The following is a 17921-nucleotide window of genomic DNA, read 5'->3' on the forward strand; positions in this document are numbered from 1 at the left end:
CCGATGCTCAGCCGATGCGTTGCAGCCAGCGCTGCGACCAGGCGTCGAGTGTCAACGATGTCGTCGACACTGACGCGTTCGCAAGTCGGTCGTGCCAGGTCGCGCCCGCATCCAGGCCGAGTGACGACAGATCGATCTGCAGCGCTTCGCTGCTGAAGTTGGCCAGCATTACGAAGTCGCCGCCGCGTTGGTAGGCCAGCAGCGCCGGCTGTGCCGACGGCAGCAGCGTCAACGGCGCGTCGGCCGACAGCGACGCGAGGTGCCCACGCAACTGGATCATGTTTCGCAGGCGCTGATACAGCCGTCCGGCTTCGGTGTCGGGATCGTGGCGCTGCTGCAGTCGTGTCAAATCCAGCGGTGGCCGTTGCAGCCAGCGGCCGTCGATCTTTTGCGCCGCTCGCGAGTCGTCGCTGTCGTCATTGGTCATGCCCAGTTCGTCGCCCATGTACAGCAGCGGCAGGCCGCCGAGCGTCAGGGCCACGCCATGCAGCAGGTGCAAGCGGCGCTCGGCTTGTTCGCGTTCCAACGTGCTGCGGGCCCGATTGCGACCGAGCAGCGACGCCGACATGCCGTTGCTGCCGTGGATGCCATCGGCGTCGTCGGCCTGAAAGCTGGTGCCTTCGGCAAAGCTGTCAGCGTCGACACCGCTGTAGAAGCGCGCCACTTTCGATAAGCGCTGCAAGCCGCCATTGGCTTCGGCGTCGGGGCGCAGCACGTTCCAGCCGATATCGTCGTGGCAGCGGATGTACGTGATCCACGAACCCCGCGCCGGCAGCGGCGGCATGCTGGCGATCACCGACTGCAGCAGATCGGTGCGCTGCTCGGCGACCGCGGCCCAGCAAGCGGCCATCGCGCTGCTGTGATATGCCAGATCGCATTCGCGGCCGTGTGCATCGCCCGTGCCGAAGTAGGGCGCCAACTCCGGCGTCGGCACGATGGCCTCCGCTTTCAGCAGCACGCCCGGCGCCACCAGCTTGGCGACGGCACGCAGCGCTTGCAGTACCCAGTGTGCTTCAGGTTGGTTGCGGCAATCGGTACCGGGGCGCTTCCAGATGTACGGCGCCGAGTCGAGCCGGAACACATCCACGCCGCGATTGGCGAGACGCAGCATCGCTTGCGCGATCTCGGCGAACACCGCCGGGTTGGCGTAGTTCAGATCCCACTGATACGGAAAGAACGTCGTCCAGACCCAGGCATTCAAGGCCTCGACGTAGGTGAAGTTGCCCGGTGCCGTGCGCGGAAAGATCTGCACCAGCGTCTGCTCGTAGGCATCGGGCTCGGTGCGGTCGGCAAAGCAATGGAAGAACGCGCGGTGGTGGGCGTCTCCTGCCGCTGCGGCGTGCGCCCACGGGTGATCGTCGGCGACATGGTTCAGTACCAGATCCGAGCACAGGCTGATGCCGGCTGCGCGCAGGTCGGCGGTCAGCGCTTCGAGGTCTTCCATGCTGCCGAGCCGCGGTTCGATTTCATCGAAACTGGCCACGGCAAAGCCCCCGTCGCTGTCGCCTGCACGAGCCCGTAGAAACGGCAGCAAATGCAGATAACGAACACCGAGTTCACGCAAGTAATCAATGCGGCTGCGCACACCTTGCAAGTCGCCGCCGAAGCGATCGACGTAGCTGCAGTAGCCGAGCATCGTCTGATGCTGGAACCAGCCGGGGTCGGCCTCACGCGCGGCGTCGAGGGCCTGCAGTGCGGCGCTGCGTTCGCGGTGCAGCTGGCGGAGCTGATCGAGCAGCTGCGCGTACCAGGGCTCGAAGCCCGGTGTGTGGCCATAAAGCTGTCGCAGACGATGCTGCAACAGCGAGTTTTGTTCGGACAGCCGCCGATCGAACTGACGATCGGCGTTGTCGGTTTGCGTCGTGCTCATGACGTTCAAGAATCCATCCAATGGCAGTGAGCGGTGATCGCGGCGGCAACACCCCTGGCCTTGCGGCCAGGGGTGCGTCGTTTAGAACGAGTAGCGGATGCCAGCGCGAATCGTGCGGCCGTTGATCGAGCGGGCCGCACCACGGCCATCGTTCGATTCGGTGTAGCCGATCTCGTCGAGCAGGTTGTTGACACCCAGCGACAGTTCGACCGCATCGACCGGACGGTAGTTGGCGAAGCTGTTGACGACCACATAGGCCGGCAGCGTGACCGTCAGCGGGCCGGCGGTGCCGTCGTCCTTGGAGTCGGTGGTGCCGATGATGCTCAGGCCCAGCGATGCCTTGTCGAAGCTGTACGACGGCGTCAGCTGATAGATCACATCGGCTTGGCGCTTCGGCGCCTTGCCTTCGAGCGCCGGATTGTTCGACCGGGTGACTTCAGCATCGGTGTAGGTCAGGCCGCCACCGAGCGAGAAGCCGCCGATCGCATAGCCCATTTCCAGTTCGACACCTTGTGAGTCGTAGGTGTTGGCGCTCGCCTTCTGCGTGGTGACGTCGTAGTTGCTCTCGTCGGTCTTGGCCTTGAAGAAGGTCACGAACGTGCTCAACGCACCACTACGCCACTTCACGCCGGCTTCGGTCTGCTTGATCGTGTTGGTCGGCACCGGCGACGAGCCGTCGACCAAGCCGGCCGCGTTGAAGAACGTAATGCGATCGGCGTTGAACGCCACGCCATCGCTGTAGCGCGCAAACACCGCCAGATCCTGCGTGAAGCGGTAGTTGCTGCCGACCGAGTACGAGGTGTGATCCACCGAGTAGTCGATGATGCGCGCCGCGTCGAGGTCGTATTCGGTCGAGCCGGCCGGCGCCAGCAACAGCTGGTTGTAGGTGCCGGTGGCATCCTGCTGATCGCGACGGACGCTGGCGTCGACGGTGACCGCATCGCGCTGCCAGGTGACGAACGCATACGGCGAGGTCGTGTCGTACTGCGATTGCTGCGTGTTGCTGCAGCAGCCGCCGAATGCGTTGCTGCCGTTGTCGGCCGACGTCAGAACGGCGGCCTTCTTGCCCTTGGCTTCCAGCAGGTACTGGTTGAAGTTCCAGGTCACGTCGAGCGTCTGCATCGACGTATACAGGCCAACGCCGGCCGTGACTTCGCCATTGTCGGCCAGGTCGAATGCCTTCGACAGCTTCAGGTCGTTGGCGGTCAGGCTCATGTCGTCGAGCGAGGTGTTGAAGATCACCGCCGTGAAGGCCGGGCCGTTATAAGCGTCGCCGGCGTTGGGGCCGGTGGCGTACGTGGTGCTGACGTCGGCCACATCGCTGCCCGGGAACACGCCGATGAAGCGACCGGAGTTCTTGGCGATGCGGAAGTTGTTGGCCACGGTCCAGCCGCCGTCGAATTCAAACTCGGCTTGCACGCCGAACGCGTCGGACTTGGCGGTCAGGCCGTCGTTGATGTTCGACAGCACGCGGTCGTTGTTGGCGGCCAGCGTGTTGTCCTGCAGCAGGTACGGCGAATAGAACGTCGCATCGCGCGGGTCGATGCCGGGAATGCGCTGGATCTTGCCATTGCTGCTGTAGCGAACCGGCACCGGCAGCAAGGTCGGCGCTTGATCGTCCAGATGCTTGAAGCTCAGCGTGACGAAGCCGTTGTCGAAATCGCGCGTCACGTTGCCGCGGATCTGTCCGCCCTGCTCGACGTTGACGCCGGATTCGCGCGCGCCTTCGCCGGCGCGATAGAAGCCGCCGATCTCGAAGCGCGTGTTCTCACCCAGCGGGCCGCCGTAGCGCGCGTCGTAGCGCGCCTGGTCGAAGTCCACGCCGTAGCCCAGGCCGATGCTGCCGCCGGCTTCTTCGCCCTTGCGCGTGATGAAGTTGATGATGCCACCGGGGGCGTTGGTCGCCAGCGTCGACGCCGAGCCGCCACGAACCACTTCGAGGCGCTTCACCATCATGTCGGCGCGCACGAAGCTGTCGGGGGTCGCAAATGCGATGTCGCCGAACTGCAGCACCGGCAGGCCGTCTTCCTGGAACTGCACATAGCGTGCGCCGCCCGCCGAAATCGGCACGCCGCGCACCGTCAGATTCGCGTTGCTTTCACCGCCGCTCGACTCGGAGCGAATACCGGGGATCGAACGCAGCAGTTCGGCCGCGCTGGTCGACACGGTCTGTTCGAGCGCGACCGAATCCAGCGTACTGACCGACACGCTGGTCGTCATCTTGGAGCCGCCCTTGGCGGAACCGGTAACGACGATTTCGCCCAGATCCAGCGGGCTTTCGCTCGAACCTTCAGCCGCTTTGGCGGCGGGGGCCTCGTTGGGGTTCGTGGTCGCAGCGGTTTGCGCTGCAGCGCCCAAGCTGGTCAACGTCAGGCTCAGGGCGAGCGCCCACTGTGTCTTCTGAAGACGGACTGCGTTCATCGGTAATCTCCTCGCGGCCTTCTGATGAAGGTCCTGCACATTTTTCCAGGCGTATTCGACGATTGCCGTGGCTGCTGCCGCCGTCGTTGAAAGCTGCTGGGGCCTGTACCCACCAGCCATGCGGCGCAGACTGCACTAGGATGCAATCGATTGCAATACGTCCGAAGTCATTACCAGTGCGGCATCATCGTCCGCTGCACGCGCCCCTTGATGTCGGGGCGACCTTATCCTAAGGGCCCATGAAAAAGACCACGACCGGCAAGGCCGGCTCTCGCGCCAAACCAGTGGACACTCGTTCACTGCAGATGGCTGATATCGCTCGCATGGCGGGCGTGTCGGTGTCGACGGTATCGCGTGCGCTCAGCGGCAGCGCTTTGATCAGCGAAAAGACGCGCACACGCGTTGAAGATCTGGCGCGTACGCTGAACTACGCGGTGAATATCGGTGCGCAGAATCTGCGTCTAAAGCAGAACCGCACGATCGCCGTCGTGGTGCCTTACGACCGCAGCACGCGGCAGCATGTGTCCGAGCCGTTCTTCCTGAGCATGCTCGGCAGCCTGGCCGACGCGATCACCGATCGCGGCTACGACATGCTGCTGTCGCGCGTCGATGCCGATGAATTGCATGCCGTCAGCAAGTTGGTCCGCAGTGGTCGCGCCAACGGCATCATCATGATCGGCCAGTGGCGTCATCACGATCAGCTCAACGAACTGGCGGCCAACGACTTCCCGATCGTCGTCTGGGGCGCGCAGTTGCCCCGGCAGCTGTATTGCAGCGTCGGCAGCGACAATCTCGAAGGCGGCCGCTTGGCGACGCGGCACTTGATCGCCAGCGGCCGCAAGCGTCTGGTGTTCTTCGGCGATGTCGATTTTCCCGAAGCGGCAATGCGCTTTGAAGGCTTCAAGCGCGCGCATGCCGACGCGGGCCTTCGCGTGCGCAGCGAGTTGTGCATCAAGGTCGACTTCACGGCCGAGAGTGCGCGAGAAGCCACCCAGCGGCTGCTGCTGTCGGGACACTCGTTCGATGGACTTTTCGCCTGCAGCGACTTGATGGCCGTTACCGCGATCAACACGCTGGCCGAGAACGGCCACGTCGTGCCCGACGAAGTGGCCGTGGTCGGTTATGACGACATCGAGCTGTCACGCCATTTCCGCCCGGGGCTGACGACGATCCGTCAGCCGCTGGAGCAGGCCGGCATTGCACTGGTGGACTCGCTGCTGGCGGTCCTCGACGGCCGTCAGCCTCTGCCGACCGTGCTCGAACCGGTGCTGGTCGAACGCGCGACTTGCGTCGTCGGCGCCAAGCCGCCGACGGTGGCCCAGCGCGGCGCGCCGGGCGCCTGATCCGCCGGCCGCCAGGCTGGCCTCGGACGTCTGCAACCGTTACCAGAATCAACCGTCATGTTCCGTGGGTGCCGCCGACGCGGACCCGCTGTACCGCGTTGATCCAGCCATCGTAGAGCCGATCGGCGTCGGCGCGAGGCCGCTCCGGGACGAAGCGCGCGTCGGCGCGCCACAGCGCCGCGATATCGTCGAGCGACGCGTACACGCCCGCACCGAGCCCCGCCAGGTAGGCGGCACCCAACGCCGTGGTCTCGACGACCTGAGGGCGCAGCACGTCGATCTGCAGCACGTCGGCCAGGAACTGCGTCAGCCAGTCGTTGACCACCATGCCGCCATCGACGCGCAACTCAGTCGGCACGCAGGCATCGGCGGCCATCGCCTGCATCAAGTCGCGCGTCTGGTAGCAGGTCGATTCCAGCGCCGCGCGGACGATGTGGGCAATGCCCGAGTCGCGGGTCAGCCCGAAGATCGCACCGCGCGCTTCCGGGTCCCAATAGGGCGCGCCAAGGCCGGTGAAAGCCGGCACCAGATACACGCCTTGCGTGTCGTGGATCGAGCGCGCCAAGGCTTCGGTTTCGCCGGCCGCGCCGATCAGCCGCACGGCGTCGCGCAGCCATTGCACAGCCGCGCCGGCGACGAAGATCGCCCCTTCGAGTGCGTAGGTCGTCTCGCCGCCGAGTCGGTAGGCGACCGTCGACAGCAGACGCTTGCGTGAGTGCGTGAACTGCTTGCCGGTGTTGAGCACCATGAAACAGCCGGTGCCGTAGGTGCTCTTGACCATGCCCGGCTCGAAGCAGGCTTGCCCGACGACAGCGGCTTGCTGGTCGCCGGCGATACCGCGAATCGGGATCGCCGCCCCGAACAGCGCCGGCACGGTGTGGCCATAGTCGGCCGCGCAGTCGCGCACGTCGGGCAGCAGCGAGCGCGGCACGTTGAAGAAGGCCAGCAGCTCGTCATCCCACTGCTGCCGGCGGATATCGAACAGCGCCGTGCGCGACGCATTGGTGGCATCGGTGGCGTGCACCTGGCCGCCCGTGAGGTTCCACAGCAGCCACGTATCGATCGTGCCGAAGGCCAGTTCACCGCGTGCCGCGGCTGCGCGGGCGCCGTCGACGTGGTCGAGCAGCCACGCGATCTTGGTGGCCGAGAAGTAAGGGTCGAGCACCAGGCCCGTGCGTTCGGCGATCCAGCCGTCGCGATCGGCGTGCTCCCGGCAGAACGCGGCCGTGCGGCGGTCTTGCCAGACGATCGCCGGATGTATCGGCTGGCCACTGCGTCGATCCCAGATCAGCGTGGTTTCGCGCTGGTTGGTGATGCCCAGCGCCGCGATGCCGCGCGCATCGGTCGCCGCGCTGGCCAGCGCCTCGCGGACGCAGGCGACGGTGTCGTCCCAGATCCGCTGTGGATCGTGCTCGACCCAACCCGGCTGCGGGAACGACTGCGGCAGTTCGCGCGCAGCGCTGGCGAGCCGCCGGCCCAGGCGGTCGAACACGATCGCACGGGTGCTGGTGGTGCCCTGATCGATCGCCAGCAGGCAGGTGTCGCGGTCGGTGGCGTCGGCAGTGTCGCGGGTCATCGTCGGCTCTCCTGGCATGTCTCGACATTCGCTCCAGTGGCTGGAACACTGCACCGCAGGAGCGGCGCAACAGATAGCACAACACGAACGAATCGCGCCCAACGAGGCGCGGACGAATGAAATCCAGCGAATTCCAACTCACCGTCAGCAAGAACGCGATCGCCTTCGTGCGCTGCTGGCTGCCCGATGTCGACGTGCCGCGCGCGGTCGTGCAGCTGATTCACGGCATGGCCGAGCACAGCGGCCGCTACGAGCGGCTGGCGCTGGCGCTGACGTCCGCAGGCTATGCGGTGTACGCGCAGGACCTGCCGGGCCATGGCCGCACCGCGCGCGCACCCGACGAACTCGGCCACTTCTCCGAGCACGCTGGCTGGCGGCTGGCCTTGCAGTCGATGCGCTGCCTGCAGCGCGAGCTGGGTGAGTGGCATGCCGGCGCGCCGCAGTTCATGTTCGGCCACAGCATGGGCTCATTTCTGCTGCAGGATTACTTGAGCCGGCACGCCCATGACTTGCGCGGCGCCGTGTTGTCAGCCGGCACCGCCGATCCCGGCCCGCTGCGTGCGATCGGACTGGCACTCCTGAAAGCCGAAGCCCTGTGGCGCGGCGACGATGAACCCAGTGCGCTGGCCGACCATCTGACGTTTCGCAGCTACAACCGCCGCTTTGCGCCGACGCGAACCGCGTTCGACTGGCTCAGCCGCGATGCGGCCGAAGTCGACCGCTATGTCGCCGACCCGCATTGCGGGTTTCGCTGCACGACCGGCCTGTGGGTGCAGTTGCTCGAAGCGATCGGCCGGCTCGATGCGCGGCGCGCGGCGCGCGTACCCAAGCGGCTCTCGCTGCTGGCAATCGCAGGCGATGCCGATCCGGTCTGCGGCGGGCGCAAAGGTCCGTTATCGCTGCAACGCCGCTACACCGACGCCGGCCTGACCGACGTCAGCGCGCGCAGCTACCCGGCAGCGCGGCACGAGCTGCTCAACGATCAGTGTCGCGACGAGGTGACGGCCGACTTGATGGCCTGGCTCGACCAGCGCGTCGCGGCCGGCTGAGCACGGCCTCGGGGAGCGGCCGGCGACGACGCCGGCCCAAACCGCCGCGCATATAATCGCGGCCTCTTTGCTCACCCCAGGATCTCGTCTTGAGCCAGCACGCCTTTCCGCGTACCCGCCCGCGCCGCTTGCGCCGCGCCGAATTCATCCGCGGCATGGTGCGCGAAACGGCGCTGGATGCCAGCCAGCTGATCCAGCCGATCTTCATTGCCGAAGGCGAGCAGAAGGGTCAGGTCAGCTCGATGCCCGGCGTGGTCCGGCTCGATATCCCCGAGCTGATCGCCGAATGCCAGGAGCTGGCCGCACTCGGCGTCGGCTGCGTGGCCTTATTCCCGGTGTTGCCGCAATCGTTGAAGACCGAGGACGGTGCCGAAGCGCTGAACCCGGATGGGCTGGTGGTGCGCGCGATCAAGGCGGTCAAAGCCGCGGTGCCGGCGATCGGCGTGATGGTCGACATCGCGCTCGACCCTTACACCACGCACGGCCACGACGGCCTGCTCGATGCCAGCGGCTACGTCACCAACGATCTGACGCTCGAAGTGCTGCGCAAGCAGGCGCTGATGTACGCGCGTGCCGGCGCCGACATCGTGTCGCCGTCGGACATGATGGACGGCCGCGTCGGCCAGATCCGCGAGGTGCTGGAGCGCGACAGCCAGCACAACACGATCATCCTGTCCTACGCCGCCAAGTACGCATCGAGCTTCTACGGTCCGTTCCGCGATGCGGTCGGCTCGGCCGGCAATCTCGGTCGCGGCGACAAGAAGACCTATCAGATGGACCCGGCCAACACCGACGAGGCGCTGCGCGAAGTCGAGCTCGACTTGGCCGAAGGCGCCGACATCGTCATGGTCAAGCCGGGCATGCCGTATCTGGACATCATCCGCCGCGTGAAGGATCGCTTCGGCGTACCGGTGGCCGCGTATCAGGTCAGCGGTGAGTACGCGATGCTGCGCGCCGCCATCGCCAATGGCTGGCTCGACGAGAAGAAGGCGCTGATGGAAGCGCTGCTGTGTTTCCGCCGCGCCGGTGCCGACATCGTGCTGACCTATTACGCCAAGCAGGCCGCGCGTTGGCTGGCAGAAGCCCGATGAGCCGCTCGCCGTCCCGCTATGCCGTGATCGGCCAGCCGGTGGCGCACTCACTGTCGCCGCGCATTCATCCGCAGTTTGCGGCCCAGTTCGGCCTTGCGCTGCAATACGAGGCGATGGATGTCGCGCCGGCCGATCTGGCGGCGCGCATCGCGCAGCTGCACACCGACGGCTACGCCGGATTGAACGTCACGCTGCCGCATAAGGCGGCCGTCGCCGCGTTGTGCGAATCGGTCAGCGAGCGTGCGGCGCTTGCCGGTGCGGTCAATTGCCTGTCGCGCCGCGATTCCGGCTGGATCGGCGACAACACCGACGGCGAAGGGCTGGTGCGCGATCTGCTGCGACTCGGCATCGCCATCGCCGGGCGCCGCGTGCTGATCGTCGGTGCCGGCGGCGCCGCGCGCGGCATCATCGGCCCGCTGCTCGCCGCAGCGCCGAGCGAGTTGGTCGTGTCCAGCCGCAATCCGTGGAAGCCCGAAGAACTCGCCGAACGCTTCAAGGCGCAAGGCGCGCTGACACCGCGTACGCATCTGGCGCTCAAGGGTGATCGTTATGACCTGATCATCAACGCCACTTCGGCCGGCCACGAAGGCGCAATGCCGCGGCTTCCGTCGAATCTGTTGGCGGAAGGTGGTGCGTGCTACGACCTCAGCTACGGCCCAGCGCACGCACCGTTCGCCGCGTGGGCGCAGTCACAGCGCGGCGTCGCAGTCGTCGCCGACGGCTTGGGCATGCTGGTCGAACAGGCTGCCGTGTCCTTCGATATCTGGCTCGGGCATCGCCCTGACACCGACCCGGTGCTGGCGGCGCTGCGTCGCTGATCGATCGAACACTCCGGTCACCAAAAGCCCTGCAAATGCAGGGCTTTTTCATTCATGCCGCAGCAAGTCTCACTTCAGCCCCGGCTCATTGACGCACAGGCAGTCTGGCGGCAGTTGATCGAACGGCAGCGTGCCGTATCGCATCGGCAACCAAGTCAAGGAGGCTGTCATGCTGAGCTATGCCGTCATTTTTCTTGTCATCGCGCTGATCGCTGGCGCTCTGGGCTTTTTCGGTGTCGCCGGCACGGCGGCTTGGATCGCGAAAGTCTTGTTCCTCGTGTTTCTGGTGCTGTTCGTCGTGTCGCTGATCAGCGGTCGTCGTTCGGTGCCATGACCCTTGGCAGACCGCGCCGTCGCGATGGTGCGGTCTGCCACTTACGCATCGGCTTTGCCGCGGCGTGACGTTGTACGAATCACCCATGAAAAAGGATTGGATATGAACACTTCGAAACTGTCGCTCACCACCAAGACGCTGATGGCCGCTGCGATAGCGGCCTCGCTGGGGCTGACCGCCTGCAATCGCAACCCGGGACAGATGTCCGACATCGATGCGGCGAGCGCGCCGAAGGAAAGCGCAAGCCTTGGTGCCGCGATGGACGACACGGCGATCACCGCCAAGGTCAAGCAGCGCCTGGCGTCCGATGACCGTCTCAAGAGCGCGTCGATCGACGTCGAAACCAACAACGGCGTTGTCACCCTCACTGGCAGCACCCAGGACACCGATGCGCGTCGCGCCGCCGAAGATCTGGCGCGCAACGTGGCCGAAGTGCAGGGCATCGACAACCAGATCCGCGCCCCTGGCGCGATGGATGACTTGAGCGCCAAGGCCGAAGGCGCCGCTGCGCGTGTCGGCGAGACGGTGTCGGACGCGACGATCACGACCAAGGTCAAGGCCCAGTTCGCGGCCGATGACCGTGTCAAAGCCATGTCGATCAATGTCGACACTGACAACGGCGTGGTCACGCTGCGCGGCGACGTCGCCAATCGCGACGTGCATCAGCGCGCACTCGACATTGCGCGCGGCGTCGACGGCGTCAAAAGCATCGATGACGAGTTGAAGGTCGGCGAGTCGTCCTGAGTCGCCATCCGAGTTGTACCCGGTAGCACCCACCTTTATGCAGGAGATCCGCATGGACAAGCATCAGATTCAAGGCAAGGCCAAGCAGGTGATCGGCGCCGCTCGCCAGAAGACCGGTGAGCTGATCGACAACAAGGAAATGCAGGCCAAGGGCGGCGCCCAGCGCGTCGAAGGCAAGATTCAGGAGGGCTACGGCAAGACCAAGGAAGCGGTGAAGGACGGCGTGCGCAAGCTCGATCAGTAGCCGCCTGTTGTCGTAAACCAAGCCACGCCGATGCTCGTTCATCGGCGTGGCTTTACTGCTTGAGCATCCGCGTGGGCCGTGCGATCGTAATCCCCAAGGCACAAACGCCTCGTCCTGCGTTTTCGCCCATCCATCTGGAGAACTCCATGCACACCATTCAGCGTTCCATCGCGGTGTCGGCATTGATGCTGTTGCCGCTGTCGGCCGCCTGGGCCCAGGCACCCGAGTCCGGTGCTGCTGAGCCGGCGCCGATCACCGGCATCGAAGCACAGGTGCCGACCGGCGCCGAAGTGGTCATCGACAACACGCCGTTCACGATGACCGACGCCGACCGCAAGATCGCCGCTCGAGTCATCGATATTCTCGCGGCCGATGACAAGCTGCGCGGACGCATCGCCGTCTCGGTGCTCAATGGCGAAGTGCTGCTGTCGGGCAAGGTCAAATCCGTGCCGATGATTTATCGCGCCGTCGAGTTGTCGCGTCGCGTCGTCAGCGACGGCAAGGTCAACACCGACAACCTCTGGCGCGGCTGACCGCAGTATCCCAGGCCGTCGGCATCGCCCGACGGCCTGATGGCCTGCCGGACTTTTGCGGTCCGCTCTCCTACTATGCGGACCGATGACCGGCCGTTCGATCGCTCTATTGCTGCTGACCCTGCTGTTTGCCTCTGCCGCCCACGGCGGCGTGCGCGTGGAAGTCGAGGGCTTGGGCAGCGACGAACGCGACAACGTGATGGCGCGGCTGGCGATCCGTCAGCAGAGTCAGCGTGACGACCTGAACGATGCGATGGTCGAGCGTCTGCACGATCAGGCGGCCGCCGACATCCGTAGCGCGATGCAGCCTTTCGGCTGGTATTCGCCGGTATTGACTGACAGCTCGCTGGTCGGCACGGCGCCGAACTGGACGGCGCACTACCACGTCGATGCCGGTGCCTACACCGCCGTGCACACGATCGACATCCAGTTGAAGGGTGAAGGCGCCGAGCACGAGGCGTTTGCTGCCGCGCTGCGTCGCGCGACGCGACGGCTGACCGTTGGTGAGCGGCTCAAGCACGCCGATTACGAAGAGGCCAAGAAATTGCTGACGGACGCCGCGTACGCGGGCGGCTTTCTCGACGCGTATTGGGCCGTCAGCGAGTTGCGCGTCAACCCGGACACGCGCCAGGCCGACATCGTGCTGCACATGGAAACCGGGCCGCGCTATTCGTTCGGCGAAGTCACGATCGACAATGCCGACGACCAGGGCCTGAACGCGGCGTTTGTGCAGCGCTATGTCACGCTCAAAGTCGGCGAGCCGTTCGACCCGCAGAGGTTGCTGGACCAGCAGTTCGCACTCAGTGACCTGGGCTACTTCCAATCGGTCGAGATCGTGCCGCAACGCAGCTTGGCCGATGCCGAGCACCGCGTGCCGTTGGTGATTCACACCACGCCGCGCAACAAACATCGCTACGAGGCGGGCGCCGGCTACGGCACCGATACCGGCGCGCGCGTATCGGTCGGCACCGAATGGCGGCAGATCAATCAATACGGCCACAACCTCGACGGTGACGCGCGGCTGTCGCAGATCAAGAACACGATGGCCGCCAACTATCGCGTGCCACAAGGCGGCAAACCCGGCGAGAACATCAGCTTCACTGCGCTGGGCCAGACCGAGCAGCTGGCCGATGGTGACTCGATCAAATACACGCTCGGCGCCAGTCTCAACCGGCATCCGGGCGAGTGGGCGCGACGGGTCTATATGGAGTTCACGCACGAAGAGTCGGAGCTGGGCAACCAGCGGGCGACGGCCGACCTGATGACGCCCGGTGTGTCGTTCACGCGCACCGCGTCCGACGACCCGATCTTCGCGCGCAAGGGCTGGTTCCTGTTCGCTGATCTGCATGGCGCGCAGGAGGGACTGCTGTCGAACACCACATTTGTGCGCGCCTTTGTCCAGACGCGCGGCGTGTACTCGCTCGGTCGCGGCACGCGCTTGCTGGCGCGGATGGACCTCGGCGCCAACGTGCAGAAGCGTTTCAGCGATCTGCCAGCCTCGCAGCGCTTCTTCGCCGGTGGCGATCAGAGCGTGCGCGGCTATCGCTATCAGTCGATCGGCACCCGCGATCGCAACGGCGATGTGATCGGCGGCCAGTATCTGACCGTGTTCAGCGGCGAAATCGAGCAGCGGATTCGTGGCAGCTGGGGCGCGGCGGTGTTCCTCGATGCCGGTGGCGCAGACGACCGCTTCGTACCCGAGCTGTTCTTCGGTACCGGCGCGGGCGTCCGTTATCGCTCGCCGGTGGGGACATTCCAGGTCGATCTGGCGCATCCGCTGACCGGTGACGCCGAAGGTCAGCTGCTCGGCCTGCGGCTGCACATCGGCGTGAGGGTCGGCCTGTGAAGCGTCTGCTGCTGGCGCTTGCCGCACTGCTGCTGTTGCTGATCGTCGCGCTGCCGGCGGCGACCTGGTGGCTGATGGGCACCGAGCCGGGCAATGGCGTGCTGCTCGACCGGGTCGCGCCGCTGATCGGGGCCCAGCTTCGGATCGGCGAGCGTCGTGGCGACATCGCCGATGCACTCGAATGGCGCGACATCGAGTACGACGACGCCCATGCGCACGTGACGATCGCGCGCTTGGTGCTGAAGTGGCAGCCGCTGCGCCTGTGGGAGCGTCTGGTCGCCGTTGCCGAGTTGCGTGCCGACGGTCTGCATGTGGCGCTCAAGCCGCGCCAGGACCCGCCGCCGCCGAGCAACAGCCCGCCGCCGTCACGCTTGCCGGTCAACATCGAGATCGGCCTGTTGGCGCTGACCGACTTTCAGTTCACGGCGGCCGGCGCCACTCAGCCGCTGCGCGTGACGCGCGCCGAATTCGTCGGCCGCTGGATTGGCTCGCGGGTCGCCATCAAGCGTTTCGAGGCCGACTATCCAGGCGTCGGCGCGGTGTCGCTGCAGGCCGATGCCCGGCTGGGCAGTCGCGGTGTCGACATCCGCAAGCTGTCGGTGCTGGCCCCAGTGCTGGTCACGGCGCAGGGCTTCGTCGCCTACGACCAGGCCGACTCCGACCTGCAAGCCGCGTGGCGCGAGCTGCGCTGGCCGATGCCGGGCGTGCTCGGCGCGGCGCCCGACGCGCTGCCGATCGTCACCAGCAGCGAGGGCCAGCTAACGCTGAGAGGCCCGTGGCGCGATCTGCGCTTCACGCTGGCGGCCGCGCTCGGTGACCAGGGCCGGATTCAGGCCGATGGCGGATGGAATGGCGCGCTCGACGCGAAAGCCCGGTGGACCGGATTGAGCTGGCCGTTGGTCGCGGCACCCGGGCCTGACGGCAAGCCGTTGCCGCCGCTCGTACAGTCCGCGTCCGGCTCCGTGGCCGTTCAGGGCACACCGGAGGCGTACCGCTTCGATGTCGCGGCTGACGTGGCGGCCCAGCAACAGGCCGGCCGTGTCGACGTCCGCGGTGCCGGCACGCCGCGGTCGGTCGATCTGAAGGCGCTGAAGATCGCGCTCGGCCAAGGCCTGATCGAAGCCGCCGGCCCGGTCACTTGGGCGCCGCAGCCCGGGGGCGCGTTGAAGGGGCGCATCGTGCGGCTCGACCCGGCACTGGTCGCCGCGGCATGGCCGGGCGATTTGAACGGCGACTTCAGCATCGATGGCGTGCTGGCCGAGGGTCAGGCGCCGGCGCTGCATTTCGTACTCAAGCTCGCCGAATCGCGGCTGCGCAACTATCCGTTCAAGCTTGATCTGGAAGGCCGCTATGCCGATACGGCGCTCGACATCGATCGGCTCGATCTGGCCAGCGGCAGCAGCACGCTGCAGCTCAGCGGACGCGCCAGCGCACCCTACGATCTGCAGGCGCAGCTGAGCAGCCCGCAGCTCAACGAGCTGGCGCCGGGGCTCGGCGGCAGCGCCCAGGCCAAAGCCCGGTTCCGGGGGCAGCTCGACGCACCGCAGCTGGTCGCCGACGCGACGCTGACCCGTGCCAGCGTCGGCAGTACGACGCTGGCCAGCCTCAAGCTGAGCGCCGACCTGGACTGGAACGGCGCGCTCAAGCTCGATCTCACCGCACGCGACCTGATCGCCGGCCTGCATCTGCAGACGCTGAGCCTGCAGGGCAGCGGCCGTCGCGGCGCGCATGAGCTGACGCTGGCGATGACCAGCCGCGAGCTCAACGCCGACCTGAAGCTGGACGGCGGATGGAACGATGCAGCGGCGCAGTGGCAGGGCCGTATCGCGGCCAGCCAGATCAAGCCGGTGCGGTTGCCGGGCTGGGCCCTGCAGCCGGGCGCGCCGCTGAGCCTGTCGGCAGCGCAGGCCGATCTGGGTCCGGCGTGCTGGACCAGCGACCCCGGCCGCGTCTGCTTGGAAGCGCACCGGTCGCCCGATGCCGCGCGCGGCTCGGTGCAGATCGAGCAGCTCGCGTTTGCAGCGTTCAAGGCGCTGCTGCCGCCGGACATGCAGATCGACGGCGAGCTCAACGGCCGCGCGTCGGCTGAACTGAATGCGGGCGTGCTGCGCCAGGCCAGCGCCGAGCTGAGCACGACGGCCGGGCAGATCCAGCTCGGCGATCGCCGCTTCAAGTTCCTGCCCGGCTCGCTGACGGTGTCCGATGCACCCGATCAGGGCCGCGCCGCGCTGCGGCTGCCGTTGGAAGTCGGCGGCATCGAGGGCGAGGCGACGCTGGCGCCGGGGCCGGTGCTGGCCGATCGCGTGCTGGCGGGGCAGCTGCGGATCGACTTTCCCGACATCGCGTTCATTTCCGCGCTGACCAACGAGGTCAGCAGCGCCACCGGCAAGCTGGCCGGCCAGTACCGGATCGGCGGCCGCGTCGCCGCGCCCGAATTCGAAGGCGAGGCCCGGCTCACCGACGGCCGGATGAAGCTGACCCGCCCCGGCATCGAGCTGACCGACCTCACGGCGACCGTCAGTGGCTCGCCCGACGGCCGCGTGCAACTGCTGGCCCAAGCACGCTCCGGTGGCGGCACGCTGAGCGTCGACGGCCGCGTCGAGACCGGGCCGCTGGCGGTCGAGCCGGTGTCGGGCTCGCCGGCGCCGAACCAGCGCCGCCGCGCCAAGCCAGAGGACCCGATCGCCGACCTCGGCGCGGCTGTGCGGGCACCGCAGGCGGTCACGCCGGTCCAGGCGCCCGATGCGCCGGCCGGCAATGCCAACACGCCGCAGCAGAACGCGGTCGGGGTGGCCGCGTCGCCATCGACGCAGCCGCCACCACCCGAAGTGCTGCCGACCGAAAACACCGAAGGCCTGAAGCTGGTCGTGCAGGTCGACGGCGACAACTTCCAGATCGCCAACCTGCCGATGGCCCAGGTTTGGGCGTCGCCGAATCTGCGCTTCACGCTGTCGGGCCCCGAGGCCAGCCTCAAGGGTCGGCTGACGATTCCGCGCGCCGACGTGCGGCTGCAGCAGGGTGAAGACAGCGGCGTCGGCCCGTCATCTGACCAGGTGATCGTCGACGCCAGCGGGCAAGTGCCGCAGCGCAGCGAATCGTTCAGCCTGGCCACCGAGGTCAAGCTGGTGCTCGGCGACCAGGTCAAGATCGAAGGATTCGGCCTGAAAACCCGGATCGAAGGCGTCGCCACGGCCGTGGACCAGCCGGGCCGCGAGACGGTTGGCTACGGCGAGTTCCGGCTGGTCGAGGGCCGTTACAAAGCCTACGGCCAGGACCTGCAGATCGAGACCGGCAAGCTGCTGCTCAACGGCGGCCCGATCTCCAAGCCCGGCCTGGAGATTCGCGCCGTGCGCAAGCCGACCGAGGACGTCAGCGTCGGCATCTACGTGCGCGGCACGCTCGAAAAGCCGGTGCTGACACTGTATTCCGAGCCGACGATGACCCAGCAGCAACAGCTGTCGTGGCTGTTGCTCGGGCGTCCGCTGGAACAGTCGTCGTCGAGTCAGGACCGCAGCGCGTTGTCCGGCGCGGCGATGGCACTGGGCCTGGGCGGCGGTTCGTTCCTGGCGCAGGGCCTGCAAAAGGGCTTGGGCCTGGATTCGATCTCGCTCGGCTCCGATCCCGGTGAAAGCAACGAACAAGCGCGGTTGACGGTCGGCAAGTACCTGTCGCCGAAAATCTTCGTGTCGTACGGCATCGGCCTGTTCCAGCCCGGCAACGTGTTCAAGCTGCTGTACGACCTGGGCAAAGGCTTCAAGCTGTCGACCGAATCCGGCACCTTCACGGGTGGCGACTTGCTGTACCAGGTCGAAAGACGTTGACAAGCGCTGTTGTTTTGCTCAAATCCGCGCCGCGCCGGCCCGCCTATGCACAGCGTCGCCTAGTATTCTGCCGGCAGCCAGGTCAAGCGATACTTTGGTCACCGCTTTGCAACAGTGCTGTAAGTAGCTGAATAGTCGAAACTAAAAAATTTTGCTGTTGACGCCGGTAATTTGCTTGACTTGCCGCGCACCTTGGGCATCACGGTGGACAACATTTCTTTCCCCAAAGTT

General features: G+C 66.4%; 13 protein-coding genes. 10 read left to right on the forward strand and 3 right to left on the reverse strand.

Going from position 1 to position 17921, the window contains the following annotated elements; all coding sequences use genetic code 11:
* Positions 1 to 7: 7 nt before the first annotated feature.
* Together BUB09_RS04815 and BUB09_RS04820 are read right to left on the reverse strand one after the other, a co-directional pair.
* A complete protein-coding gene (locus BUB09_RS04815) occupies positions 8 to 1870 on the reverse strand; it encodes an alpha-amylase family glycosyl hydrolase (RefSeq protein ID WP_072894865.1) in 1863 nt (620 codons plus the stop codon).
* A gap of 81 nt (positions 1871 to 1951) precedes the next feature.
* The gene (locus BUB09_RS04820) at positions 1952 to 4291 is read right to left on the reverse strand and encodes a TonB-dependent receptor (RefSeq protein ID WP_072894869.1); all 2340 of its coding nucleotides are present in this window, start codon (positions 4289 to 4291) and stop codon (positions 1952 to 1954) included.
* 239 nt (positions 4292 to 4530) lie between these two features.
* Here BUB09_RS04820 and BUB09_RS04825 point away from each other — a divergent pair, with 239 nt between their 5' ends.
* Positions 4531 to 5634: a LacI family DNA-binding transcriptional regulator gene (locus tag BUB09_RS04825; RefSeq protein ID WP_072894872.1), complete on the forward strand. Its 1104-nt coding sequence runs from the start codon at positions 4531 to 4533 to the stop codon at positions 5632 to 5634.
* 55 nt (positions 5635 to 5689) lie between these two features.
* On the opposite strand, the gene glpK is transcribed toward BUB09_RS04825, so the two are convergent.
* Entirely contained in the window at positions 5690 to 7210 is a 1521-nt protein-coding gene (gene glpK, locus BUB09_RS04830) for a glycerol kinase GlpK (RefSeq protein ID WP_072894875.1), read from the reverse strand.
* Between the two features lie 116 nt (positions 7211 to 7326).
* On the opposite strand from glpK, the gene BUB09_RS04835 reads away from it, so the two are divergent.
* From BUB09_RS04835 to BUB09_RS04875, 9 genes are all read left to right on the forward strand, one after another.
* On the forward strand, positions 7327 to 8259 hold the full coding sequence (locus BUB09_RS04835; RefSeq protein ID WP_072894878.1) for an alpha/beta fold hydrolase: 933 nt from the start codon (positions 7327 to 7329) through the stop codon (positions 8257 to 8259).
* 89 nt (positions 8260 to 8348) lie between these two features.
* Positions 8349 to 9350 carry a porphobilinogen synthase gene (gene hemB / locus BUB09_RS04840; protein ID WP_072894881.1) on the forward strand — a complete coding sequence of 334 codons (1002 nt, stop codon included), beginning with the start codon at positions 8349 to 8351 and terminating at the stop codon, positions 9348 to 9350.
* Complete coding sequence (gene aroE / locus BUB09_RS04845) at positions 9347 to 10168, forward strand: shikimate dehydrogenase (protein ID WP_072894883.1); 822 nt, start codon at positions 9347 to 9349, stop codon at positions 10166 to 10168. Before hemB ends, aroE begins: the two co-directional genes overlap by 4 nt.
* A 169-nt stretch (positions 10169 to 10337) precedes the next feature.
* Positions 10338 to 10502 (forward strand): DUF1328 domain-containing protein, encoded by a 165-nt coding sequence (locus tag BUB09_RS04850; RefSeq protein WP_072895474.1) that lies wholly within the window; start codon positions 10338 to 10340, stop codon positions 10500 to 10502.
* Positions 10503 to 10604: 102 nt separating this feature from the next.
* Positions 10605 to 11246 carry a BON domain-containing protein gene (locus tag BUB09_RS04855; RefSeq protein ID WP_072894885.1) on the forward strand — a complete coding sequence of 214 codons (642 nt, stop codon included), beginning with the start codon at positions 10605 to 10607 and terminating at the stop codon, positions 11244 to 11246.
* 52 nt (positions 11247 to 11298) lie between these two features.
* Positions 11299 to 11490, forward strand: a complete 192-nt coding sequence (locus BUB09_RS04860) for a CsbD family protein (protein WP_072895476.1) — start codon at positions 11299 to 11301, stop codon at positions 11488 to 11490.
* Positions 11491 to 11636: 146 nt separating this feature from the next.
* Positions 11637 to 12023: a BON domain-containing protein gene (locus tag BUB09_RS04865; RefSeq protein ID WP_072894887.1), complete on the forward strand. Its 387-nt coding sequence runs from the start codon at positions 11637 to 11639 to the stop codon at positions 12021 to 12023.
* Between the two features lie 85 nt (positions 12024 to 12108).
* Entirely contained in the window at positions 12109 to 13869 is a 1761-nt protein-coding gene (locus BUB09_RS04870; protein WP_072894889.1) for an autotransporter assembly complex protein TamA, read from the forward strand.
* A complete protein-coding gene (locus tag BUB09_RS04875; RefSeq protein ID WP_072894892.1) occupies positions 13866 to 17690 on the forward strand; it encodes a translocation/assembly module TamB domain-containing protein in 3825 nt (1274 codons plus the stop codon). The genes BUB09_RS04870 and BUB09_RS04875 overlap by 4 nt, the downstream gene beginning before the upstream one ends.
* The last annotated feature ends 231 nt before the right edge of the window (positions 17691 to 17921 follow it).

Origin of the sequence: Hydrocarboniphaga daqingensis (genome assembly GCF_900129825.1) — a bacterium.
GTDB classification, from domain to species: Bacteria; Pseudomonadota; Gammaproteobacteria; order Nevskiales; family Nevskiaceae; genus Hydrocarboniphaga; species Hydrocarboniphaga daqingensis.

What these genes read in the sequence shown, in the direction of transcription:
- aroE (WP_072894883.1), top strand. Translation starts at nt 9,347, where the DNA reads ATGAGCCGCTCGCCGTCCCGCTATGCCGTGATCGGCCAGCCGGTGGCG.
- BUB09_RS04870 (WP_072894889.1), top strand. Translation starts at nt 12,109, where the DNA reads ATGACCGGCCGTTCGATCGCTCTATTGCTGCTGACCCTGCTGTTTGCC.
- BUB09_RS04820 (WP_072894869.1), bottom strand. Translation starts at nt 4,291, where the DNA reads ATGAACGCAGTCCGTCTTCAGAAGACACAGTGGGCGCTCGCCCTGAGC.
- BUB09_RS04835 (WP_072894878.1), top strand. Translation starts at nt 7,327, where the DNA reads ATGAAATCCAGCGAATTCCAACTCACCGTCAGCAAGAACGCGATCGCC.
- BUB09_RS04855 (WP_072894885.1), top strand. Translation starts at nt 10,605, where the DNA reads ATGAACACTTCGAAACTGTCGCTCACCACCAAGACGCTGATGGCCGCT.
- BUB09_RS04825 (WP_072894872.1), top strand. Translation starts at nt 4,531, where the DNA reads ATGAAAAAGACCACGACCGGCAAGGCCGGCTCTCGCGCCAAACCAGTG.
- BUB09_RS04865 (WP_072894887.1), top strand. Translation starts at nt 11,637, where the DNA reads ATGCACACCATTCAGCGTTCCATCGCGGTGTCGGCATTGATGCTGTTG.
- BUB09_RS04860 (WP_072895476.1), top strand. Translation starts at nt 11,299, where the DNA reads ATGGACAAGCATCAGATTCAAGGCAAGGCCAAGCAGGTGATCGGCGCC.
- glpK (WP_072894875.1), bottom strand. Translation starts at nt 7,210, where the DNA reads ATGACCCGCGACACTGCCGACGCCACCGACCGCGACACCTGCCTGCTG.
- BUB09_RS04850 (WP_072895474.1), top strand. Translation starts at nt 10,338, where the DNA reads ATGCTGAGCTATGCCGTCATTTTTCTTGTCATCGCGCTGATCGCTGGC.
- BUB09_RS04815 (WP_072894865.1), bottom strand. Translation starts at nt 1,870, where the DNA reads ATGAGCACGACGCAAACCGACAACGCCGATCGTCAGTTCGATCGGCGG.